21 protein-coding genes, 1 tRNA gene and 2 pseudogenes are annotated in these 20,810 nt (G+C 62.2%); 9 read left to right on the top strand and 15 right to left on the bottom strand.

Going from position 1 to position 20,810, the window contains the following annotated elements; translation table 11 throughout:
- Positions 1-35: 35 nt before the first annotated feature.
- The gene (locus AB4Z16_RS01665; RefSeq protein WP_441509580.1) at positions 36-308 is read right to left on the bottom strand and encodes a BolA family protein; all 273 of its coding nucleotides are present in this window, start codon (positions 306-308) and stop codon (positions 36-38) included.
- Between the two features lie 95 nt (positions 309-403).
- Between AB4Z16_RS01665 and AB4Z16_RS01660 the strand changes: the two genes are divergently transcribed.
- On the top strand, positions 404-1,021 hold the full coding sequence (locus AB4Z16_RS01660; RefSeq protein ID WP_441509579.1) for a J domain-containing protein: 618 nt from the start codon (positions 404-406) through the stop codon (positions 1,019-1,021).
- 106 nt (positions 1,022-1,127) lie between these two features.
- Here the strand turns inward: AB4Z16_RS01660 and AB4Z16_RS01655 are convergent, their stop codons facing one another.
- From AB4Z16_RS01655 to AB4Z16_RS01635, 5 genes are all read right to left on the bottom strand, one after another.
- Positions 1,128-3,116, bottom strand: coding sequence for a methylmalonyl-CoA mutase family protein (locus tag AB4Z16_RS01655; RefSeq protein WP_441509578.1), 1,989 nt, complete (start codon positions 3,114-3,116; stop codon positions 1,128-1,130).
- 274 nt (positions 3,117-3,390) lie between these two features.
- Complete coding sequence (locus AB4Z16_RS01650; protein WP_441509577.1) at positions 3,391-4,173, bottom strand: cell wall hydrolase; 783 nt, start codon at positions 4,171-4,173, stop codon at positions 3,391-3,393.
- A 383-nt stretch (positions 4,174-4,556) separates the two neighbouring features.
- The gene (locus AB4Z16_RS01645; RefSeq protein ID WP_441509576.1) at positions 4,557-5,033 is read right to left on the bottom strand and encodes a DUF1178 family protein; all 477 of its coding nucleotides are present in this window, start codon (positions 5,031-5,033) and stop codon (positions 4,557-4,559) included.
- 94 nt (positions 5,034-5,127) lie between these two features.
- On the bottom strand, positions 5,128-5,385 hold the full coding sequence (gene grxC, locus AB4Z16_RS01640; RefSeq protein WP_441509575.1) for a glutaredoxin 3: 258 nt from the start codon (positions 5,383-5,385) through the stop codon (positions 5,128-5,130).
- A 32-nt stretch (positions 5,386-5,417) separates the two neighbouring features.
- Positions 5,418-6,179, bottom strand: coding sequence for a ComF family protein (locus tag AB4Z16_RS01635; RefSeq protein WP_441510102.1), 762 nt, complete (start codon positions 6,177-6,179; stop codon positions 5,418-5,420).
- Positions 6,180-6,532: 353 nt separating this feature from the next.
- Between AB4Z16_RS01635 and AB4Z16_RS01630 the strand changes: the two genes are divergently transcribed.
- The 4 genes from AB4Z16_RS01630 to AB4Z16_RS01615 all read left to right on the top strand — a co-directional run bounded on the left by AB4Z16_RS01630 (position 6,533) and on the right by AB4Z16_RS01615 (position 8,451).
- Positions 6,533-6,608, top strand: a tRNA-Glu gene (locus tag AB4Z16_RS01630).
- A gap of 99 nt (positions 6,609-6,707) precedes the next feature.
- Positions 6,708-6,863 carry a hypothetical protein gene (locus tag AB4Z16_RS01625; RefSeq protein WP_441509574.1) on the top strand — a complete coding sequence of 52 codons (156 nt, stop codon included), beginning with the start codon at positions 6,708-6,710 and terminating at the stop codon, positions 6,861-6,863.
- The gene (locus AB4Z16_RS01620) at positions 6,864-7,166 is read left to right on the top strand and encodes a hypothetical protein (protein WP_441509573.1); all 303 of its coding nucleotides are present in this window, start codon (positions 6,864-6,866) and stop codon (positions 7,164-7,166) included.
- 298 nt (positions 7,167-7,464) lie between these two features.
- Positions 7,465-8,451, top strand: a complete 987-nt coding sequence (locus tag AB4Z16_RS01615) for a class I SAM-dependent methyltransferase (protein ID WP_441509572.1) — start codon at positions 7,465-7,467, stop codon at positions 8,449-8,451.
- 3 nt (positions 8,452-8,454) lie between these two features.
- On the opposite strand, the pseudogene AB4Z16_RS01610 reads toward AB4Z16_RS01615, so the two are convergent.
- The 5 genes and pseudogenes from AB4Z16_RS01610 to AB4Z16_RS01590 form a co-directional block, all read right to left on the bottom strand.
- A pseudogene (locus AB4Z16_RS01610) lies at positions 8,455-9,135 on the bottom strand (IS630 family transposase); the annotation flags it as partial.
- 166 nt (positions 9,136-9,301) lie between these two features.
- Positions 9,302-10,267: a glycosyltransferase family 2 protein gene (locus AB4Z16_RS01605; protein WP_441510101.1), complete on the bottom strand. Its 966-nt coding sequence runs from the start codon at positions 10,265-10,267 to the stop codon at positions 9,302-9,304.
- A gap of 116 nt (positions 10,268-10,383) precedes the next feature.
- Positions 10,384-10,650: a hypothetical protein gene (locus AB4Z16_RS01600; RefSeq protein ID WP_441510127.1), complete on the bottom strand. Its 267-nt coding sequence runs from the start codon at positions 10,648-10,650 to the stop codon at positions 10,384-10,386.
- 238 nt (positions 10,651-10,888) lie between these two features.
- Positions 10,889-11,013 (bottom strand): annotated as a pseudogene (locus AB4Z16_RS01595) (IS3 family transposase); the annotation flags it as partial.
- The gene (locus tag AB4Z16_RS01590; RefSeq protein WP_441509571.1) at positions 11,009-12,715 is read right to left on the bottom strand and encodes a hypothetical protein; all 1,707 of its coding nucleotides are present in this window, start codon (positions 12,713-12,715) and stop codon (positions 11,009-11,011) included. The pseudogene AB4Z16_RS01595 and the gene AB4Z16_RS01590, both read right to left, overlap by 5 nt.
- A gap of 373 nt (positions 12,716-13,088) precedes the next feature.
- Here AB4Z16_RS01590 and AB4Z16_RS01585 point away from each other — a divergent pair, with 373 nt between their 5' ends.
- Positions 13,089-13,454, top strand: a complete 366-nt coding sequence (locus AB4Z16_RS01585) for an EamA family transporter (protein WP_441509570.1) — start codon at positions 13,089-13,091, stop codon at positions 13,452-13,454.
- A gap of 138 nt (positions 13,455-13,592) precedes the next feature.
- Here AB4Z16_RS01585 and AB4Z16_RS01580 read toward each other — a convergent pair whose 3' ends face one another.
- Both AB4Z16_RS01580 and AB4Z16_RS01575 read right to left on the bottom strand, forming a co-directional pair.
- The gene (locus AB4Z16_RS01580) at positions 13,593-14,408 is read right to left on the bottom strand and encodes a phytanoyl-CoA dioxygenase family protein (RefSeq protein WP_441509569.1); all 816 of its coding nucleotides are present in this window, start codon (positions 14,406-14,408) and stop codon (positions 13,593-13,595) included.
- 9 nt (positions 14,409-14,417) lie between these two features.
- Positions 14,418-15,380 carry a class I SAM-dependent methyltransferase gene (locus AB4Z16_RS01575; protein ID WP_441509568.1) on the bottom strand — a complete coding sequence of 321 codons (963 nt, stop codon included), beginning with the start codon at positions 15,378-15,380 and terminating at the stop codon, positions 14,418-14,420.
- Positions 15,381-15,539: 159 nt separating this feature from the next.
- Between AB4Z16_RS01575 and rffA the strand changes: the two genes are divergently transcribed.
- The 3 genes from rffA to AB4Z16_RS01560 all read left to right on the top strand — a co-directional run bounded on the left by rffA (position 15,540) and on the right by AB4Z16_RS01560 (position 18,274).
- Positions 15,540-16,880 (top strand): dTDP-4-amino-4,6-dideoxygalactose transaminase, encoded by a 1,341-nt coding sequence (gene rffA / locus AB4Z16_RS01570; protein WP_441509567.1) that lies wholly within the window; start codon positions 15,540-15,542, stop codon positions 16,878-16,880.
- Positions 16,881-17,612 carry a WbqC family protein gene (locus AB4Z16_RS01565; protein WP_441509566.1) on the top strand — a complete coding sequence of 244 codons (732 nt, stop codon included), beginning with the start codon at positions 16,881-16,883 and terminating at the stop codon, positions 17,610-17,612.
- A 131-nt stretch (positions 17,613-17,743) separates the two neighbouring features.
- Positions 17,744-18,274 carry a class I SAM-dependent methyltransferase gene (locus AB4Z16_RS01560; RefSeq protein WP_441509565.1) on the top strand — a complete coding sequence of 177 codons (531 nt, stop codon included), beginning with the start codon at positions 17,744-17,746 and terminating at the stop codon, positions 18,272-18,274.
- Here the strand turns inward: AB4Z16_RS01560 and AB4Z16_RS01555 are convergent.
- Together AB4Z16_RS01555 and AB4Z16_RS01550 are read right to left on the bottom strand one after the other, a co-directional pair.
- Positions 18,232-19,134: a glycoside hydrolase family protein gene (locus tag AB4Z16_RS01555; RefSeq protein WP_441509564.1), complete on the bottom strand. Its 903-nt coding sequence runs from the start codon at positions 19,132-19,134 to the stop codon at positions 18,232-18,234. The genes AB4Z16_RS01560 and AB4Z16_RS01555 overlap by 43 nt on opposite strands.
- 5 nt (positions 19,135-19,139) lie before the next feature.
- Positions 19,140-19,802: an acetyltransferase gene (locus AB4Z16_RS01550; protein ID WP_441509563.1), complete on the bottom strand. Its 663-nt coding sequence runs from the start codon at positions 19,800-19,802 to the stop codon at positions 19,140-19,142.
- Positions 19,803-20,810: the final 1,008 nt, after the last annotated feature.

Raw genomic sequence — 20,810 nt, 5'->3', positions numbered from 1 at the left:
CACAGGCTCGGATCGGTGGCCGCGGCGAGCGGCGCTCAGCTCTCGCCCGGCGCCTTCGCTGCGATCGCCAGCGCGTGGACGCGGTCGGCCAGTTCCTGCGCCAGTGCCGCATTGACCAGGCGGTGGCGCTCGAGCCGGCTCTTGCCGGCAAAGGCTTCCGACACGATATTGACGCGGAAGTGAGTCTCTCCGCCCTCGCGCCAGCCGCCATGGCCTTGATGCTGGTGCGACTCGTCGATCACCTTCAATTCCTGTGGCGCAAAGGCTTCGGTCAGCTTTCGCGTGATTCTTTCAGCGATTGCGGTCATGATCGTGCCACCGTTGCGATGATTGTCCTTTCGGTTCGGCGATGTGCTGCATCGCACTTGCCGGCCCGAACCCTGCGTCTCATAAACCGTCGACGATGAACATCAACTCACGCCTTTTCGACAGCATCAGGATCGGCTCTTCCGAGGCGGAAGCGACCGTCGACAGCGATGCGCCGCGCTGCGACCATCCCGGCTGCGCGCGCGGCGGCGAATTCCGTGCGCCGAAGGGGCGCGGCCGCGAGGGCCAGTTCTTCCTGTTCTGCATGGAGCATGTGAAGTCCTACAACGCGACCTACAACTACTTCGCCGGCATGGATGACGACGCGCTCGCGGCCTACGCGAAGCAGGAGGAGATCGGCCACAGGCCGACCTGGAAGCTCGGCGTCAATTCCAAGGCGGCGCGGATGTCGCAGCGCGGGCGCAAGGCGAATGGCGACGCCAGCGCCGACATGCACGACGCCTTCAATCTGTTCGGCGCGCGCAACAAGCAGCAGGCGGCCCAGCCGGAAACGCGCGTGGGCGTCGTCGCGCGCAAGGCGCTCGATACGCTCGGCCTCGACGACACCGCCGACTCGGTCGTGATCAAGGCGCGCTACAAGGAGCTGGTGAAGCGCTTCCATCCGGACGCCAATGGCGGCGACCGCTCGCGCGAAGGCACGCTTCAGGAAATCCTGAAGGCCTATCAGCAGTTGAAGAGCGTGGGGATGGTCTAGCCTCCGCCGTCATGCTCGCCCTTGTGGCGAGCATGACGCTTGAACATCACCTGCGACCGCCGGACGTGTACGGTCGGGACAAGCCCGGCCATGACGCGGAGAGCGATCAACTTTTCTTCGCCGCCAGCCCCGCGACATCGGCGATGATGCCGTCCAGCGCGAAATCCTTCGGCGTGTAGACACGCGCCACGCCCATGTTGCGCAGGGCGTTTTCGTCGTCGGGCGGGATGATGCCGCCGACCACGACCGGGACGTCCATGCCGGCGACGCGCAGCCGGGCCGTGACGTCCCGCACCAGCGGCAGATGCGAGCCGGAGAGGATCGAGAGCCCGATAATGTCGGCTTCGCTCTCCTGGGCCTCGCTGACGATCTCCTCCGGCGTCTGGCGGATGCCGCCATAGCTCACATTCATTCCGGCATCGCGCGCTCGCACCGCGATCTGCTCGGCACCGTTCGAGTGCCCGTCGAGGCCGGGTTTGCCGACGAGGAAGCGCGGCGGGCGGCCGAGGCGTTCGGTCGCCTTCTCCACGGCCGCCTTGGCGGTGGCGAGGCCGCTCGCATCGCCGAGCCTGGTGGTGTCAACGCCGGTCGGGGCGCGGTACTCGCCGAAGATCTCGCGCAGGGTCTGCGCCCATTCGCCGGTGGTGACGCCGAGCTTGGCGCAGGCGATCGAGGCCGGCATGACGTTGCGGTTTTCGCGGGCACTGGCCGCGAGCTCGGCCAGTGCGGCTTCGGCGGCCTTCGCATCGCGGGCGGAGCGCCAGGCCTTGAGCCGGGCCACGGCCTCGGTCTCGACCGAATCCGGCACGGTGACGACGGCGCCATCGCCGGCCGAGAGCGGGGAGGGCTCGCTGTTGGTGAATTTGTTGACGCCGACGACGACCTGCTCGCCACGCTCGATCGCCTCGATGCGGCGTGCGCCGTTTTCGACCAGCGCCTGCTTCATGTAGCCGCTCTCGACGGCCGCGAGCGCGCCGCCCATGTCGTCGATCCTGGCGAGTTCCTCGAGTGCGGCTTCCTTGAGCTCGCGGACCTTGGCATCGATCACGGTCGATCCGTCGAAGATGTCGCCGAATTCGAGCAGGTCGGTCTCGTAGGCCAGGACCTGCTGCATGCGCAGGGACCATTGCTGGTCGAAGGGGCGGGGCAGGCCGAGCGCCTCGTTCCAGGCCGGCAGCTGCACGGCCCTCGCGCGCGCCTTCTTCGACAGCGTCACGGCGAGCATCTCGATCAGGATGCGGTAGACGTTGTTCTCCGGCTGCGGCTCGGTCAGCCCGAGCGAATTGACCTGCACGCCATAGCGGAACCGGCGCATCGCCTCATCGGCGATGCCGTAGCGGCCGAGCGTGATCTCGTCCCAAAGCTCGACGAAAGCCCGCATCTTGCAGAGCTCGGTGACGAAGCGCATCCCGGCATTCACGAAGAAGGAGATGCGCCCGACGGTGCCGGGGAATTCCTCCGGGCTGACCTCAGGGCGGGCGCGGATCGAATCCAGCAAGGCGATCGCGGTCGCCAGCGCGAAGGACAATTCCTGCACCGGCGAAGCGCCAGCCTCCTGCAGATGGTAGGAGCAGACATTCGTCGGGTTCCATTTCGGCAGCTCGCTGGCCGTGAAGACGACGATGTCGGTGGTGAGTTGCATCGAGGGGCGCGGCGGGAAGACATAGGTTCCGCGCGAGAGATACTCTTTCACGAGGTCGTTCTGCGTCGTGCCCTGCAGCAGCTTGCGGTCGGCTCCCTGCTCGTCGGCGACGGCGATGTAGAGCGAGAGCAGCCAGGCCGCCGTCGCGTTGATCGTCATCGAGGTGTTCATCTGCGCCAGCGGGATCTGGTCGAACAGCGCCCGCATGTCGCCGAGATGGCTCACGGGCACGCCGACCTTGCCGACCTCGCCGCGGGCCAGCACATGGTCCGGGTCGTAGCCGGTCTGTGTCGGCAGGTCGAAGGCGACGGACAGGCCGGTCTGCCCCTTGGCGAGATTGGTCCGGTAGAGCCGGTTGGACTCGGCCGCGTCGGAGTGCCCCGCATAGGTGCGGAAGATCCAGGGCTTGTCGCGCTGGCCCGTCTGCTGGCCGCCAAGCTTCGTCGCGGTCATGGCGTCTCCCCGTATTGCAGAGCAATCTGAATGTTGCACTGCGGCGAAGATAACGCCAGAGCTTCCGCGATGTCCCCTTCGACGTTAGGCGGACGGTTTTCGGCTTGAGCCGGGCCTATGCTCAAGCCCTCATCCTGAGGAGTAGCCGAAGGCCGCGTCTCGAAGGATGCTTCAGGAAAGTTCTGGAACCATCTGGACCATCCTCCTTTGAGAGCGGGCCGATGGCCTGCTCCTCTGGATGAAGGCGGTGACTGTTCCCGCGCGCGTCGAGCGGCTATCGCGAGGAGAGGCTGCCCCGGATCTCGGACGCCGCAAGAAGAGCCACGCGGTTGTCGGCCTTCGCAGGCACGACGAAGGCGCGGACGGAGGCTTTCGGCAGATCGAGATCGAGCGGCCGGCCCGGCGGCAGCGGCGCGTTCTTGACCAGCATGACCGCCGGTGCCTGGAACGTTACGAGCTTCGGTGCTGCCGTCTCCGGAGCGAAGGCAAGCGGCGCCGAGGCGAAGGATGTGGACACGGCCGGTGTGGCGGTCGCGAGCGGCGCGGAGGTGGATGCCGAGGCGAGCTGGATCGTCGGCTCTTCGATCCGCCTGCGCTCGGGACGCTCGCCCTTGAGATAGAAGGCATTGCCGCCGGCTACGGTCACGTAATGCATGTTGGCGTAGCCGAAGCGCATGCCGGCCATATGGAAATGCTTGGCCGATCCGACCGCCTCGTTCCGGCGGCCGTTGAGGATGTCGTCCGCGATGGCCTCGATCTTCGGCCGGGTGTGTTCCGGCATCGGGCGGGTGAGGACGCCGGCGGCGAACTGGCGGGGCGCGCCGACCACGCCGCAGATCGTCTCAGGATACCGCTGCGATTCGACCCGGTTCATCACCACCGTTCCGACGCCGAGCAGGCCGGCCTCGCTCGACCGGTTCGATTCGAAATACATCGCGCGGACGAGGCACTCCTTCTCGCGCGGATCGGCCTTGGCGAGCGCGACGGCGCGCTTGCGCGCGGCTGTCGGCTCTTTCGTCGTCGGCGCGGAGACCGCGGCCGAATCGACCGGCGACATGCTGCAGGCGCCCAGGGCCGGCGCAAGGAGAGCCATCAGAATCGGGACCGATCCACGTCCGCCGTACCTGAAAACTCCGCCAGAACGGAGACCATGCGCAGCGATCGCGGCCCGCTTCATGCGGCAACCTCCTGAGTTCGGGATCATGGGCAGCCGGGGGGCGCACCGGGATCACCGGCAAAGAAACCCGAAATCAATAACAGAAAGTTAATCCGGGAAGGAAGGCCCCGCGACGCAAAGACCGGTCGGAGCGACCCTCCCTTGCATCGGGCTACATGCTAACGCTTTGCCAAAGAACGCAAAATTGGGCGCTTCGCGGCCTGAATATTTATGGGAACTCGCGCGCCGCCGGGCGGAGTTTCGCGCCGCTCCGGCCGGAGGCTTCAGTTCCGTGTGCCGGGCAAGCGCGGCAGCGGCAGGAAATCCACGCCTTCCTCATGCAGCATGCGGGCATCGTCGGCCGTTGCCTCGCCATAGATGGCGCGCGATTCCGCCTCGCCATGATGGATCTTCAGCGCCTCGTCGGCGAAGCGCTCTCCGACATGCTCGGCATTCTCATGCACGTGCTGGTGCAGCGCGGTCAGCATCTCGCGGAAAGCCTTCTCCTTGTCGCTCATCAGCGCGACCGGGGCCGGCGATGCGGCCGCAGGCGCAGGCGCTTCCAGCGAGGGCTCGGCCGCGCGCGCGCCGAGATCGCTGCGCGCGACATTGGGCGCCATGATCGCGCGCTCGACCTTGGCGCTGTTGCAGGCCGGGCAGGTGACGAAGCCGCGCCTCGCCTGTTCCTCGAAGCCGCCGGAGGAGGGGAACCAGCTCTCGAATTCGTGGCCGTTGTCGCAGATGAGCGTGTAGCGGATCATGTGATCTTAGATGGTGGCGCCGCGTCGCCAAGGCAAATCGGCACGCAAGGAGCGCTGCCTGCCGGGCATGGCGGGGCAGTGAAGGCCAGGTGCCTCAGGCTGCGAGCAACTCGTCGAGCTCGCCGCGGGCATCGAGCGCGTGGATGTCGTCCGAGCCGCCGACATGGCGCTCGCCGATGAAAATCTGCGGCACCGAAGTGCGCCCGCCTGCCCGGGCCGTCATGGTCTGCCGCAATTCCGGCTGGCCATCGACATCGATCTCCGAGAAAGCGACCCCCTTTCGGGTCAGGAGCGTCTTGGCCGCCTTGCAATAGGGGCACCAGGAGGTGGTGTAGATCGTGACCGGCGGCATGGGCTGAGGGCTCTCGATAAGATGCTGCCCTCTCATGTAGTGCCTTCCCGGCCATCCGTCACGACCCGTGCGAAGGTCAGGATGTCGACATCGCGCGCGCCGGCCCGCAACAGCGCCCGCGCTGCGGCATTGGCGGTCGCGCCGGTTGTCAGGACGTCGTCGACCAGGAGGATGCGCCGGCCTTCGACCTGAGGGCGCTGCGCATCCGGCACCCGGAATGCGCCCTGCAGATTATCGGCGCGCTGCGAGCGGGTGAGCCCCACCTGCTGGCGCGTGCGCTTGACGCGCGCGAGCAGGGTGGGCGCGAGCGGGAGCTTCGCCTGGCGCGAGACAACGCCGGCCAGCACTGCGGCCTGGTTGAAGCGCCGGCTCCAGAGCCGCGCGCGGTGCAGCGGGATGGGCACGACGATCTCCGCCTCGCCGAGCAGTTCGCGGCCTGCCTGGGCCATCATCCGCCCGAGCGTCAGGGAGAGTTCGATGCGGTCGCCATATTTCAGCCGATGCACCAGTTCGCGCGCCTCGCCGTCGAAGCGGCAGACGGCACGGGCCCGCGTGAAGACCGGCGGATCGGCGATCGCGGCCGGCGAGAGCAGGCCGGGGCCGAGATCGACGGCGAAGGGCGTGCCGAGCCGCTCGCAATAAGGGCGCTCGATGAAGCCGATGCCGCCCCAGCAGGCGGGGCAGAGCGCCTGCGCCTCGCCGGTCGCGGCCTGGCAGGCGACGCAGGCCGGGGGGTAGACGATCGCGATGAGGCCGCCGAGCCCGGCCCGAAAGGCAAGGCGGCCGTGGCGCAGGGCGGTGAAGGCTAGGGATCGTCGCTGCTCGCTTCCGCCGCCCACCGAAACGCTCCCCCAAGCTGCCTCGGCAACTTTCAATCTCGCCGGCGGGCTTGCAAGACCTGTTGGCCGCTTCCTGCGCGGCTCGCACCGCTCTTTTTCGCGTGAGCGGCGCATCGCTTGAGCCGGCTACCGACGGGATGTTCCGCTCGTCTCCATCTCGAGGCCGCGTCCGCCTGGAAAAGGCGGGGATGTTCGCCGCCTCAATCGAAGCCCTTCGGGCCGATCCGCGGATTTTTGTCGGGACAGCTTCAAAAAAGCAGTTGCGGCGTTGCGGCGCTCCGACTACAGAGACGCCCACGACCGGCGCTGCTCCCTTCGTCTAGCGGTCTAGGACGTCGCCCTCTCACGGCGAAAACAGGGGTTCGAGTCCCCTAGGGAGCGCCATTCGCCGCCTAAGCCCTTGAAGGGCTTAAATTCCCGAAAATCCAACGGTTTAATTGGCTCGGGCTGCCATCCATTTCGGCATGCATGAGCAGCGAAGCCGTGCCCAAGACACCGTACCTGATCGTCCGCAACGGTCGGTTCTATTTCGATATGCGCGTGCCGGAGGACGTGGTCGGAGCCTTCAAGCACAGGTTTAAGCGAAAGACCGGGATCATCCGGGACAAGACTAAGGACCGGAAGCGGGCGCTTCGCTAGATGGGCGAGAAGCTGACCTTCTACTTAGCTCAGTTTGACGAGCTGCGCCGAACCGATGACGCCGAACTGGCCTTCGCGAACAAGGTGGGCCGTCACGATCTTTCCAAGTCGAGCCGAACCGAACTGGAGCGGCTTGTGACGGGCTATTATCGCGACGTGCTGCGCCCCGCCGCTCTCAGGCCGCCGACCGACATCAAAGACCGTGCCGAATTTTTCGACGATTGGTCCGAAATTCTTGCTCGGTCGAACAACCCGAAGGACAAACTGGGCTACGAGCGCATTCAGAGCACCGCCGATTCGTAGGCGAACACTTCCACCGCGGTAACGCTGTCTCCGAACGGGCTCGCCGCCAAGCCGATCACCTACAATGACGGCTCGCCGCCTCAGTCGGGCAATATCATCGGCGTGTGGAGGTGGCCTATAACCCAACGAGCGACAAGCTCCATATCATGTCGCTGTCGCGGCCCGCAGCCCTTAACGTCAAGCGGTCCCAGGTCACCGCAGAGCCAGGCGGGTCGAGCTCCGTTAGTTTATCTGAGTGATCTTGCCATCGGTCGGGTGCTCTTTATGGTTGAGCCTCCAATCAGGCGAGGTCGACAAGATGGCGTTTGATACCGGGCGGATTTTTAGAGAGCCGCTTCTAGACTTAGGACAGCATGAGAATGCGGCTTTCGCTGGGGTGCTTTCACCAAGGAGTGAAGTTGGGGCGGCTCGAGAAGGCGTAAATGCGGTGTTCCTGGAGAACGCTGAGGATTACTACCAGCGCTATCAGGGCTTCAATTATTGGCACGGGCTCTGTCGTGAGGCTGGCGAACGGATCGGGTTGAAGGATCCAAATCTCATCGTTGAAGTGGGATGCGGGTTTGGCAACGCGACGTTGCCAATGCTTGACCTGCACCAGAGCACGCGGCTGGTCGCGACGGACATCAGCCCCAACCTCCTGGCGATATTGAAGCGCTTGCTGGATGCACGCGGGCTAAATGACCGGTGCGTGCCGGTAGCGATGGACGCGCAGAAGCCCTACCTGACGGAAGGTATCGCTGACTGTGTATTCGGGGCGGCCATCTTGCACCACCTCGCGGAGCCGGGGCCATTTATCGATATGGCGATGCGGATGCTAAAGCCCGGCGCCTCTGCATTCTTTTTCGAGCCGTTCGAGGCGGGCAACGCTGTCCTGCGCTTGATCTGCCAGGAAATCGCCCGCGAGGCGAGGTACCGCGGCGAAAACGGGCGCGCTCTTGAATTCGCTGAATTGCAGATCAGCGAGCTCGAGCCCCAAATCTTTCGGCAGAGGACCGAGGGATGGCGTGACCGAGACGACAAATGGGCCTTCCCGCGTTCTGTCTTGCAGGATCTGGCCGATGCCGCTGACGCCGATCTGCGCGTGTATCCAATTCACGACAACGTCGGCCAGTTTCGCCGCCACTTCGCTTATCAAATGAAGGCTTACAGGGACATGGAGCAGGCCGAGCTGCCCAATTGGGCATGGGCCATCTTCGATCGTTACGACCGCGACACTTTTTCGGCCGACCAACTCCGCGACCTGCCCATGGCCGGTTGCGTAATTTTCACCAAGCGAGAGCCCTGAAGGTGGTCGGTTGTCCATGATGACGATATCGCCGGGCCTCAGTGTCGGCACCAGCACCTGCTCGACATAAGGCAGGAAGGCGATGCCGTTCATGGCGCCGTCGTAGACGAACGGGGCGGTCATGCCCCGAGGCGCAAAGCTCCGGCGAAGGTCGTGGTCTTCCAGTGCCCATGAGGAACGCCGGCCCGGCAGCGTTCGCCGCGCGGAGCCGGCCGTGAAAACGAGCCATCTTGGTCGACAGGCCGGTCTCGTCGATGAAGACGAGGCGCTGTGGATCCAGCTCGGGCTGGGCCTCGAACCAGTCCCGCCGCCGCGTCAGGATGTCTGGGCGCTCCTGCTCCAGTGCATGGGCGGACTTTTTTTGAAGGTCCAGCCATGCGACCGCGGCCAGGAACTGAGCGCGCTGTGGCCGACGACGACCGGCCGCTCGCCCGACAGACGCGCCATCATCTCGTTCAGCGTGTCCCGGCGATCCTCGATCAACCCCACGATGAAGGATGCATGCGCATCCAGGCGCGATGCCCGCCGTCGACCCCGCACCCGCGCCGTCGTCTCGCCGAGCCTCGCCCGAGCGATCCACCGGATCGCCGTCGAGATCCCGACCCCGGACCGGGCTGCAGCCTGGCGTGCCGAATGCCCCTCGCTCGAAGCCTTCAAAACCCGCCCACGAAGATCATCGCTCAGTGCCCGCGCCTTCGCCCACCCTCATCAACGATCACGTTGAATCAGGCGGTCGGCAAAGCGTCACTTCACAATCGATTCAACAAGCGCCGGAAATGCTAGAGCTTTTACAACGAACTGGCCAAGCCAGCCATCAGCAGGAGCGTAGCGACGAGACAGTACCGTAGCCTTACAAATGGGGCTTGGCGGCTGCGACGGTCTCAGAGTGGCGATGAATTCTGCGCACAACCACGTAGGGACGTCGCTTGGTCTCGGAGAAGATGTTTGCAATATAAATGCCGAGAATGCCAAGAATCAGAATCGTGAGACCGCCGAAGAAACAGACCGACACAATGAGCGAAGCCCAGCCCTCAGTCGCAACTCCGGCCCAGAGATAGCGGCCGATGATATAGGCAACACCGGCTGCAGATATGAAAGCCGTCGTGAAACCGAGATACAGGATTATATAGAGAATTTTTGTCGACGTCGTCGTGACGTAGTTGACCAGCATCTCGACGCGTCGTGCTACCGAGTAGGTCGTTGGCGACAACGCCAGTTTGCGCACAGTCAGCGGCTCCTGGCGAAACCCCGTCAGCACCCAAAGGTGCGCGATAAAGAACTCGCGGTCACGATGGCGGATGAGCGCACGCACGTAGTCGCGGGTCATCAGGCGCGCAGTGACAAGATTGCGTGGCAGTTTCTCGTCGCTCAGCTTGTCGACGAGCCAGAAGAATATCTTTCCGGTTATACGCTCGAACCAGCCGCCACGGCGCGTCTCCTGGAGGCCGTAGACGACATCGCAGTCACCTTTCCGGAAGCGGGTCCAGAACGTGTTGAGGAGTTCTGGTTCCTCCTCGAGGTCGCTGTCGATCAGAAATATGTAATCTCCCGACGCGACCGTCAGTCCGGTCATCATGGCCTTGTGGTGACCGAAATTGCGTGACAGATCGACGACGACCACACGCGGATCCCTTTCCTTCAAGTCAAGCGCATATGCCAGGCTATCATCGGGCGAACCGTCGTTTACCAGCACCAGTTCAACGTTCTGGAATTCGCGGGAAGCTGCTGCCATACAGCGCTCATAAAACTCTATGATCGTGCCCGCTGACCGATATAGCGTTGTGACAATTGAAAGTTTTGCTAAATGCTCATTCATTCCGATCTGAGCCCTTGGATGGCGTAGGCGATTCAGGACCATACCCGCTTTGGCGGAACTGGCGCTAGAGGAGGCCCATTGGACTGGGCTCAAGCTAGCTTGGTATCCGATAGCGCTCATCGCTCGCGGAAAAACGAGAAGGGGCTTTCCACGAAGATGCTGGTCTGCCGTATCCACCGTCGCAAGCAACCGGGGCGGCCGATGCCGCAGCATGTCGCGCGCGCCAATGCCAGCAAGTCGACGATCCGGCCAGCGGTCGAGCGCGTCTTCGTCCACCAGAAGAACCGGTTCGGCCTATTCATCGCACCATCGGTCTGGCGGGGGCCAAGGCGAAACTGACCCTCGCCAATATCGCCTGCAATTTCGACAGGCTGATCTTCCATGAGCGCGCCGGCGCCAGGGGATGAACCTGCCCGGAACCCAGTGTCGAGGCTGAAATCGCTCCGAAACATCGCCGCTCAAGCAGCCCGATACCCCTCATCAGGTTGAAAATGGACCGGCCGACTCTCTGCCAGAAATTGGCGGGCTCTTGCGGTTGTCCCGCTTACTGCCGATGTCGGCGATCCACCGTCCCGAGGCGACCGGTTGGCTAAATCCCAAAGGCGCGTCCCGACATAGGGCGTTGTCGCTGACAATCATCGTCGGCCTGCCGCGCTCAGCGATCACCAGGTCGAGTTCGCGCGCCCCGGAAGGCCCGACAACGAGGTGTCGGCGATCAGCGCCAGCTTCTCTCGCGTGCAGTCATCTTGCCGTCCCGGTCAACTGCAATCGATACACATTCGACCCTCCGACAGATGCTATAGGCTCGAACGTCCCCATGGTGCCATAATGTTCCGCGCAGAATATGGAAAGCAATGGAATTAAAGGAGAGGCGGCGACAAGGCGAATGTTTCCATCGGTGCAAAGGGCTTTCGACAAATCTGAAATGCCTTCGCGCCGCATGGCACCGCTCGCGATAGGCGTTCTCGAGTAGCCTCCGATCGGAATCACGCCGAACTCCGTCAGAGGAAAATAGACCCGTGTCGGGGTAACCAGCCATTCCCACTTGAGGGAGTCTCCCCAGGCGACCAGGTTACCATCTAACGCCGCGCGCGCCTCTTCGACGGTTGCACGATATCCGGCGGCGCTGCGAATATCGGCGCGATGCTCCGAGATGACCCGCTCTAAGCCGAACGCGCCGCATCCGATCAAGAAGAGGCTCAGCGCTGCTTGCATCGGCCAGCGAGATCGCGATTGCGATCGCCCGAAGGCGACGATCAGCGCGAACTGGAAAACAATCGTGACCGCGCCTGCGGCGAACCACACCCGAAATAGGGGTGGGCGGCCCGTAACCGCGACGAGGGCAATCACGCAAAATTGCCCCAATATCAGCAGACCCAAGGCTCTCCGCGATCCGGTTGACCAGAGGACCAGCGCAACTTGCGCAGCAAGCAAGCAATAGACCACCGGCCAATGTAGCGGCGCCCATATCCACGCCAAGACGGCCGATAACGAAAATATTTGATCTACGGCATAGTCGCCGGTGAGTTCAGCCAGGATAGATTTGTCGTAAATTGATGAATCAGAGAAGAAATTCTGAATCATCATGTAGTCATTTTCAGACCAAGCTGCTCGCCGAAAGGCATCGCTTTCAGAATTATATTGAATTCTTCCGAAGTCTGTGAAAAGACTCCGAAGCATATTGTAGCTTATAACCTCGTTCCACGCTGGCGAAAGCGCGTAAGAAATCCAATCGACTCCGGCAAGAGCGCCGTATACGATCAAGATCAATGCAGAAAATCTGATACAATCCGCGCGTTGTTTTTTTGAGCCACGAGCAAACAGCAATATTATTGCCGGGCAGAGGGCGGCGAGGGTCGCCAAAGCAGATGACGGCCTAATCGCGTATCCAAGTATAATTCCAGTAAAAATTAGAATATTTCTGATATTAAATAAAATCTTATCCCCATTGGCATCAATTTTATCTCGACGGAGAATATTATGAAATAGGTAGGCTGCAATGCTGGACGCGCTGAGAATCGACGCTGTTATAGTGAACTGCGGTCGCAGCATTGCGCTTGCGAAAATGGCGCTCCCTACTGACAGAATGGCCACGAAAAACAGAGGGTTTCTGCAGCGAGAGGTGCGGTAGACATCGATGCAGAGCCCGAGACTCAATGCGAGGGCCGCAAGAGTTGCGGCGCCATGGGCCTGAGGACCGAAAACAAGGCTGAGTGCATTTAAGAGCACGCCATAAGCGATATGCGAAAATGTCAGATGCGCTTCGGGTTCTGCGGCGAGCCCGAAGCCACTGCCCGCCATAGCGAGCGCAGCATCATCGTTTGTCTCGAATAACGGCTGCCCGAATCCAGCAACTGCGAGGATGGCAAGGGCGGGGACGCCTACGACCAGCAGATTGCCCGCCCAGTGCCGAATTCGATCACTGCTCAGTCCATAAAATCCGCTCAACGTATTTTCCCTAGCCGGCAACGTTCGGTCCTCATCGACGCAATGAGGCATTTTGTCCGCATATCATTGGCCTATAGGCTTTACTGCGCGATTGAACAGAAGCAAGAGTCAGAGCTGTGCCTGCGCCGCAGTCATATACAGATCATCCTGCCAGATTCGTGCCTGCGAACTTCCGCGGCGGCACCACTCTTGGAGACGCATGGAGCAGCAAAATTGCAGAGTTAACGGCGCACCAGGGTGGTCATGAGCCGAATCATCAGCATCATCGTCGCCCGTCATTCCAGCTATCTCGATCGAGGTTTGGGACTTATAAGCCGTCGCGCATTCCTGCCAATGCTGCCAGGTGGCATGGAAATCCTCTGACTGAGATCGCATGATGGACAAATTCATATGGATTGGGATCACGCTGGCGCTCACGATCTATGCACAGCTGATCGTCAAGGCTCGTGCGGTCGTGCATGCGCCGGTCGCGTCCGGAGAGAGGCTCAGCTATCTGCTGGCCATGTACACTGATCTTGGCGTGCTCTCCGGTTTTTTTGCCGGCGTCTTGGCCAGTGTGTCCTGGGCGCTGGCGCTGGAGAAGGCAGGATTGGTGGTGGCGTATCCGTTTATGGCGCTGAGCTTCGTCCTTACGCCAGTCGCCGCTTCGCTCCTGCTTCATGAAGCTTTGAACGCCACCCAACTCGCCGGACTAGGACTGATCGTCGCGGGCGTCACGCTGAGCGCATGGGCCGCTTGAGCGCATAGAACTTGTGTCTCCGCCTTCGCGTCGTGAGGGTTACGGCGCATGCCCTGCCTCATTGGGACACTCGCGGCGCGTGGCAGCTTGCATCGGGCAAGATCGTGGTCGGTCCCAGGCCCGCTCAGTTGGTTGCCGTCACCGTCGGCGCGAGGCGTAATATTCGTCCAACGACCGCGGCGTTTTCACGCCGTAGCCCAGCAATTTCCGCACGTGCGGGTCATCCGTAAACGATTCTCCAAGCAAGGCCGGCAGATCGATCTGCTGTCGGATGATTGGGCTCGTATAGACGTGATTGACGGCGCGCCGATCCATCGGAGTCCGATTCGTCGCACCCGTGTGATAAGTCATGCAGTCGAGTAGAATGTAGCTGCCGCGCGGCGCCGTGATCTGAAGTGCGGCGCTTTGAACGAAACGAGAGGATGGGAAATCTTCCTGCCTGTGGGTTGCCGGCAGAACGATCGTGGCGCCGTTCTCCAATGTGAAATCATCGACGCAGAACAGCGCATTAATGGCCATCGGCCGTGAAAACACGACATGCTGGTAGGGTAGGTCGCGATGCCAGGCGCCCTGATTATACTCAGCGGCATTGGCCGGATTGATGATTCCATTTTGTTGGGAAAGCACCAAATAGTCGCTGATTGCGCGCCGCACGACGGTCAGGACACGCTGGTTGGTGGCTAGCGCGAGTAGGTTGCGGTCGTGGTGGAACGCGACCCGGATCGTGTTGTGCTCGTCGAGCTCCCGCAGGATTTCTCGGCCGCCCGCCGCTTCCTCCGAGTGCAATCGGGCGGCGTCGAAGGCTGCCGACAACTCGTCGAGCTCAGCCGACGTGTACCCCCCGTTAAGAACGCCATAGCCCAGGGTCGCAAGCGTCTCGCAGGCATCATCGAGGTCATTTTCTGCCGCGACCCGGCGATGAATGCCGTAGCTGCGCTCCGTAATTGCGGTCATGGTGCACTCCTAGAATTGAATGGCATCCGGCATGATAAGGGGCTCGCCGCCGTCTCGACGGATGCGCTGGGCGACGGCTTCCTTTGCCAGCGGGTTGACGGCCACAATCGTGCGGTAACCGCGAGCATGATCTGCGGGTAGGTAGCGCTCGACCCGGCCGAGGTTCCAGGCATCGGAGGGATTGTCAACGACAAGTCGCTCGACGCGGGCCCAAGCGCGCGGAGCATATGCGCGGATGACCGCGGCCATTTGTCCTGCACCGAAGATCTGAACGCGGCCGCCTAGGGCGTCGAGCCGGTCGCACCAAACGTCATCCAGTTCTTGCCAGGCTGCAAGATATCGTACCGCGTTTGCCAGGTTCGTGAGCGGCATATTTTCGCCCACGCTGTGACCCTTTTCCAATACAAAACCCTGGAAGCAGGCAAGCGCTCCGTCGAGGGCGAGTGTTTTGGAAACGCGAAATCCGGCTACGGTCGCGAACGCCGAAAACGCAGCACGCGACAATGTCCAAAGGTGATCGAAGAACAGCAGCTCACAGTTCGCAGGGGTTGCGGTTGGGCAGATGATTACGGCTTTTCCCTCAGGGCGAAGACGCTCGGAAATCACCGCGAGGAAGGCGGAGGGATCGGGCGTATGTTCGATCGTATTGATCGCAACTACCGCGTCGAAATCGCGCCAATCCGACTCAGTTCGATCGTCGAGCAACCCTTTCGACAGCGTGACCTTTCCCAATGTCCCCAATACGTTGTCGGGGAGCGCCGGATCCAGACCCCAGACTTGGTGAACCGGCAATACGCGCGCCAGGGAACGAGCGGTCGCGCCGGAGCCGCAGCCAACTTCGAGTAAGCGGCCGAGGCTGGGCATCCCGTCAAGGGCGCCCGCCACCACTTGAGCATAAGCCTCGCCGCGCGCGTCGTCGGCGAGGCTCGACAAGGCCGGCAGATCATAGTCCTCGGCGTAGATAGCCGCCACTTCTGCCGCGGAGAGAGGCTCGCGATGACGGATAAGCCCGCAAGCCCGGCACCCAATCTTGTCTAATCGACGCGGCATGACACGCCCGTCACTCAGGACGGATCTGTCGGTTGAGGGAATTGGAAGAGCCACGGCGCCCTGGCTGCCGCAGGCTGGGCAATGACCGCCCTCAGCACGGCGGCTATCAATTTGGTCGGCCAAAACAGTGTCCTGAGCGTAGCGGGACAAGCCCTTTATGCGAGTAGACATAGCCAGCGCCGACTGTCAAAACAACTCGCGATCATAGGCCACCAGGCCCTCTGGAGACCGGCGGCGCATGATTCGAAGCACTCAGAAAGCGACATTGTGAACAACCTTCGAAGCGAGAAAATCCCCTTCGGCCGGCCTGCAATAGTCGGGAAAGAACTCGAATACATCGCTCAGGCGATTCAGAATGGCACCATCGCGGGCGGTGGGCCGTTTATGCGGCGCTGTGAGGAGTGGCTGGAGCAGGCTCTGTCTGCCCGCCGCGCACTGATGACCCACTCCTGCACCGCGGCCCTCGAGATGGCGGCGATGCTGTCGGATGTGGGTCCGGGAGACGAGGTGATCATGCCCTCGTTCACCTTCTCCGCTACCGCGACCGCCTTCGTCTTGCGCGGTGCGACGGTGGTCTTCGTCGACATCGATCCCGACACGCTCAACATCGATCCGGCTCTTGTCGAACCGGCGATCACCGAGCGGACGAAAGTGGTGGTCCCCGTCCACTATGCAGGCCTGGCCTGCGACATGGATGCCATCATGGCCATTGCCCAACGCCATGATCTCATGGTGGTGGAGGATGCGGCTCAGGCCCATCTCTCGACCTACAAGGGCAAGGCCCTCGGTACGATCGGCGACCTCGGCTGCCTGTCCTTCCACGAGACAAAGAACATCATATCGGGCGAGGGCGGAGCACTCATCCTCAACAACGAGCGTCTCCTTGATCGTGCCGAGGTCATTCGCGAAAAGGGTACGGATCGCAGCCGCTTCTTCCGGGGCCAAGTCGACAAATACACTTGGCAGGATATCGGATCGTCCTATTCTCCGGGGGAGGTCGTCAGCGCCTTCCTCATGGCGCAGCTCGAACAAGCCGACGCCATCTGCGCGCGGCGGCGCGTTGTCTATGACCTCTACAGGGATCTGCTGGCGCCTCTGGCCGCGGACGGTAAAATTACCTTGCCCCGTGCTACCGGAACCGAGGTCAACGGCCACATCTTCTGGATATTGCTGGAATCGGAGGCGGTTCGTGCGGATCTAATCCGCTATCTGAACTCGCACAACATCAACGCCGTCTTCCATTACGTGCCGCTTCATTCGGCGCCGGCTGGACGGAAGTTCGGCCGGCCATCGGGAGATCTGGCAGTCACCGACCAGATCAGCAACTGCCTTCTGCGCCTGCCCCTGTATTACACGCTCGACGATAGCGAAGTTCACAGAGTTGCGCAGGCCATCTTTGCCTATTTCGGGCGCCGGTTCTGAATGACACGCGTTGCGATTATTCAGTCGAGCTATATCCCCTGGCGAGGCTTCTTCGCAGCTGTCGCTCTCTGCGACACGTTCGTGTTCTTCGACAGCGTGCAGTTCACCCGCCGCGACTGGCGAACACGCAACGCCATCAAGACGTCGCAGGGCGTTCACTGGCTGTCTGTGCCCATCATGCAGAAAGGCAATTTCCACGCACCAATTGATGGCGTGCGTATTGCCGATCCCAATTGGTGGCGGACACACCTTAAGAGCATCGAAGTCGCCTATCGCCGCGCGCCCCATTTCGACGACATTTTTCCATTTGTCAGGCAATTGTTCGAAAGCGTCGCGGATCTGCCGACACTCTCCGACGTCAATCAGACGATGACGACGGCCCTGTGCCGGGCCCTCAGGATTGAAACGCGTTTCGTCCGGGACATCGACCTTCTGCCGCGAGAGGACATGGCTGCGATGCGGCCAACGGAACGGCTGGTGAAGCTTTCAGCGGTCGCCGGTGCGCGAGCCTACCTGTCGGGTCCCTCAGCCAAGAGCTATCTTGACGAGGGCGAATTCCACGCGCTTGGTATTCGGGTCGAGTGGATGGACTATAGCCGTTTCGGAGAGCCCTACCCGCAAATCTGGGGCGCCTTCGCTCCAGCTGTATCGATCGTCGATACCCTCCTCAATCTGGGACTGGCACAGACCCGAGCCATCGTCTTCGGCGAAATGGCCGGGTCAGCAGGATGAACGGCGTGTCGGATCGAATTCAATCCGCGGTTCGCGATTATTATACTGCGGCAATCGAGCGTCATGGGCCGACCGCGAAGGGCGTGGATTGGAAGGATGATGCGTCTCACCGGCTGCGGCACGAGCAGTTCTTGCGGCTTCTGACCAGTGACCCTGCGACATCCGTGCTGGATTTGGGCTGCGGCTATGGCGACTTCCTGAAGGTGCTTCGCGAAGCGGGCCATGTCGGCTGCTATCTCGGCTGCGACCTGTCGTCCGCCATGATCGATGCGGCGCGACAGACCTTCGGCGAGGGGCCGGATCGGCGCTGGTGGATCGGCGACGATCCGCCAGAGGGCTACGACTTCGCGATCGCCAGCGGCATCTTCAATGTGCGGCGCGGGGCGGATGCATCAGCCTGGGCGATCTATGTTGATACGACTATCGACAAGTTGGCCCGCCTCGGGCGGCGAGGCTTCGGCTTCAACATGCTGTCGATGTCTTCGGACTCGGAGCGGCGCCGCCAAGATCTGCATTATGTCGATCCGGTGGCGATGCTGCGGACCTGCCTCGATCGCTATGGCCGACAGGTCGCCATCCTCCAGGATTACGGGCTGTGGGAGTTCACCGTTCTCGTCCGTCACTCCTCCCAGACGGCGAGCCCGAAGCCTGTCGCACCGTAGCCTTCACCGTTATAGAGGAGCCACAGGCGGCCGGCGTGGGTGAAGGCGCCGGGATAGGTCGCTGCGCCGTTTTCCCAGCCCCCACTGTCCGGTATTGGCATCCTTTCGCCAGTACGACGCCATGAGATGCCGTCCGGGGAGATGGCGTGGCCGAGACCATAGGGACCCTCCCCGCGTCGCGCGAACCACATCTGGAAGCCTTCCCTCGTGGCAAGGACGGAGGGGCGCACGACAGCGATGTCATCTACTTCCGGACCGAGCACGACCGTCGGGTTGCGCGTCCAGTTAAGGCCGTCAATGCTCGTCGCACGCCTGATGACGTGGGACATGTCGGCCTTGTCTGCGCCCCAGGCGAGGTGGGTACCGTACCACATGGTCCAGACGCCGGGGCTTGAATTAAGGACCCAAGGATAGGAAAGGCTATAGTGGTCGACCGTGTCGCGATCCATGATCGGTCCGACGGAGAACCGGTCGAAGCGACCATGCTCCGCCGAGCCCACCGCCAAACCGATGGCATTGCGCCAAGGCACCGAGCCCCCGACGTTCCACCCCATATAATAGAGCCGATCTTCGGTTTCACCGCGCACCACGCTGCCGACGCCAAGACCACTGTCGTCGAAGGCTCCGAGCACCCCGGGCTGCAGGACGGGATCCGGCGGCGCATCCTCGACCCGCGGCTGTTCGGCGACGCGAATGACCACAGAGCCGACCGAAGACCGATTCGTCTCGTCCCGCCCGGAATAGAAAACCCTGACGAAATCGCTCGCAAACGGGGCCGCGACCGGGAGTGCCGCGTGGGAGGCCAGCGCCGGATGTCGGCTTGACGGCGTGAAGACCAGTCCGAGCTTGCGCCAGGCCATCGCCGTCAGATCTGCCGCAAGCGATGGCTCGGCACCTTTGAAATCTCCGTGGCCGGGGGTGACAGAACCGAGTTATCGGGAATATCGGACAGGATCAAACTGCCGGCGCCGATGACACAATCTGCCCCGACCGTGACGTGATCGCGGATGGTGACGTTGACGCCGATGAAGCATCGCGGCCCGATCGTCACTCCCCCCGAAACAACCACATGGGACGCGATGAAGGTATCCTCGGCGATCGAGCTATGGTGACCGATATGGTTGCCGGACCACAGGGTCACGTTCTCTCCGATCCGGGCGAACGGCTGGATGGTGTTGTCTTCCAGGATGAACTGGTTGGGTCGGGGCACAAAATCTTCGAAAATGGTCGCGCGGGAGCTGACGTAGCTCGCAATGTCGTAGCCCTTGGCCCGCGCCTCCGCCACCTTGTCGCGCCGGAGCTTGTTCAGCTTCGAGTAGCTCACCGCGACGAAGACGTCGGTGCTCTCGGGCGGGTAACGGCGCTCGATCTCCTCCCATGCGCTCACCGGGTGGCCATTCCAGGAAGGCGTGGTGACATAGGCCGCATCCACGGTGAAACCCGCCACGCGACGGCCGGCATCCCGGGTGAGGTAGAAGGCGGCTAGCTCCGCGATATTGCCGATCCCAAAGATGACAAGGTCTTTCACCGTGTTCGTTCTCCATCGTGTTCGGCCGGATTAACGCGCCGAGTCGGCGTTCCCAATTGCTGTGTCATGATGTAAGGGGCGAATCAACGCTGCATAGGGACGACGCGGGGAGAACGAAGGTGTATAGTCGTCGGTGGACGGCATCCCATAAGACAAGCCGCCTCTTCGCGCCAATCACGTGATCCGCCCCTGGCTAGCCTGCTTGCCCCTATCAGAGTGATGAAATAGCCCGCGCGGCGAGGTTTCGCTGGGGTCACCGGGCGTCTTCGATGTGGCTTTGGTATCCTGACCGGGTCGTCCGTGTGCGCCTCGCTCTCGTTCAGCCCGCCAAGAGGGGATTCGGCGCTCAAGATCGACGTAGCTGAACAGCGACCCCGCTCTTTCGTCCATACCGCGCATCAAACCCCTCCGTCCGCTCAGCAGGACGGAAACACGCCAATGCGCCGTTGGGAGGCGCCTTTTTCAGCGGCCTGCTCGTGCCCTTTGCGAACCAACCTTTCGATGCCCGAACATTGGCATAGTTCCTGGGCCACAAGGCGGGGCAGGACCACTATGCCTCGAGACATCCTGCAAGGGGGGGGCAATTCAGCGGGGGTGGACCAAATAGGCCGAGGGCTGCGGCAAACAATCCCGGTGCACGTCACTGATCGCTCCCGCCCCGCGGATGACATCGAGTTCACTTGCGTGCAGCGCGTGGGTTGATGCATTAGCAACCGCGTTGGCGATTGGGCGCCGCGATGAAAAGCCGGGACGATGCGCGGATTGGAGACCATCGCAACGAGAGGGTTTGGCTCCATAGGTAGCGCTTGTTGCGCGCTGGCTTACGCGACGCGCTTCCGCAAAATGAGTACGAACCGCTTCCCACTATGTAGATCTTGTCGAAGGCGGGTTTGGGAGCTCTACGACCACCGAGCGTCACGATCTTCTGTCCTTGCCAAACCTCGCATTGCATCACTTCGGCGAACGCTATGACAGGAGTGCCTCGAAAGCCAGGCGTGCCGGCACAAG

Source organism: Allobosea sp. TAF32 (assembly GCF_052113585.1).
Classification (GTDB): domain Bacteria; phylum Pseudomonadota; class Alphaproteobacteria; order Rhizobiales; family Beijerinckiaceae; genus Allobosea.
The sequence above is the reverse complement of the archived record's forward strand: the minus strand, read 5'-3'. Positions and strand labels throughout refer to the sequence as shown.

Excerpts from the sequence above, each read along its gene's own strand:
- AB4Z16_RS01660 (WP_441509579.1), top strand. The coding sequence starts at position 404 with ATGAACATCAACTCACGCCTTTTCGACAGCATCAGGATCGGCTCTTCC.
- AB4Z16_RS01620 (WP_441509573.1), top strand. The coding sequence starts at position 6,864 with ATGGGCGAGAAGCTGACCTTCTACTTAGCTCAGTTTGACGAGCTGCGC.
- AB4Z16_RS01645 (WP_441509576.1), bottom strand. The coding sequence starts at position 5,033 with ATGATCCGCTACACGCTCATCTGCGACAACGGCCACGAATTCGAGAGC.
- rffA (WP_441509567.1), top strand. The coding sequence starts at position 15,540 with ATGACCGCCCTCAGCACGGCGGCTATCAATTTGGTCGGCCAAAACAGT.
- grxC (WP_441509575.1), bottom strand. The coding sequence starts at position 5,385 with ATGCCGCCGGTCACGATCTACACCACCTCCTGGTGCCCCTATTGCAAG.
- AB4Z16_RS01600 (WP_441510127.1), bottom strand. The coding sequence starts at position 10,650 with ATGGAAGATCAGCCTGTCGAAATTGCAGGCGATATTGGCGAGGGTCAG.
- AB4Z16_RS01605 (WP_441510101.1), bottom strand. The coding sequence starts at position 10,267 with ATGAATGAGCATTTAGCAAAACTTTCAATTGTCACAACGCTATATCGG.
- AB4Z16_RS01665 (WP_441509580.1), bottom strand. The coding sequence starts at position 308 with ATGACCGCAATCGCTGAAAGAATCACGCGAAAGCTGACCGAAGCCTTT.
- AB4Z16_RS01615 (WP_441509572.1), top strand. The coding sequence starts at position 7,465 with ATGGCGTTTGATACCGGGCGGATTTTTAGAGAGCCGCTTCTAGACTTA.
- AB4Z16_RS01565 (WP_441509566.1), top strand. The coding sequence starts at position 16,881 with ATGACACGCGTTGCGATTATTCAGTCGAGCTATATCCCCTGGCGAGGC.
- AB4Z16_RS01655 (WP_441509578.1), bottom strand. The coding sequence starts at position 3,116 with ATGACCGCGACGAAGCTTGGCGGCCAGCAGACGGGCCAGCGCGACAAG.
- AB4Z16_RS01555 (WP_441509564.1), bottom strand. The coding sequence starts at position 19,134 with ATGGCCTGGCGCAAGCTCGGACTGGTCTTCACGCCGTCAAGCCGACAT.
- AB4Z16_RS01585 (WP_441509570.1), top strand. The coding sequence starts at position 13,089 with ATGATGGACAAATTCATATGGATTGGGATCACGCTGGCGCTCACGATC.
- AB4Z16_RS01580 (WP_441509569.1), bottom strand. The coding sequence starts at position 14,408 with ATGACCGCAATTACGGAGCGCAGCTACGGCATTCATCGCCGGGTCGCG.
- AB4Z16_RS01650 (WP_441509577.1), bottom strand. The coding sequence starts at position 4,173 with ATGTCGCCGGTCGATTCGGCCGCGGTCTCCGCGCCGACGACGAAAGAG.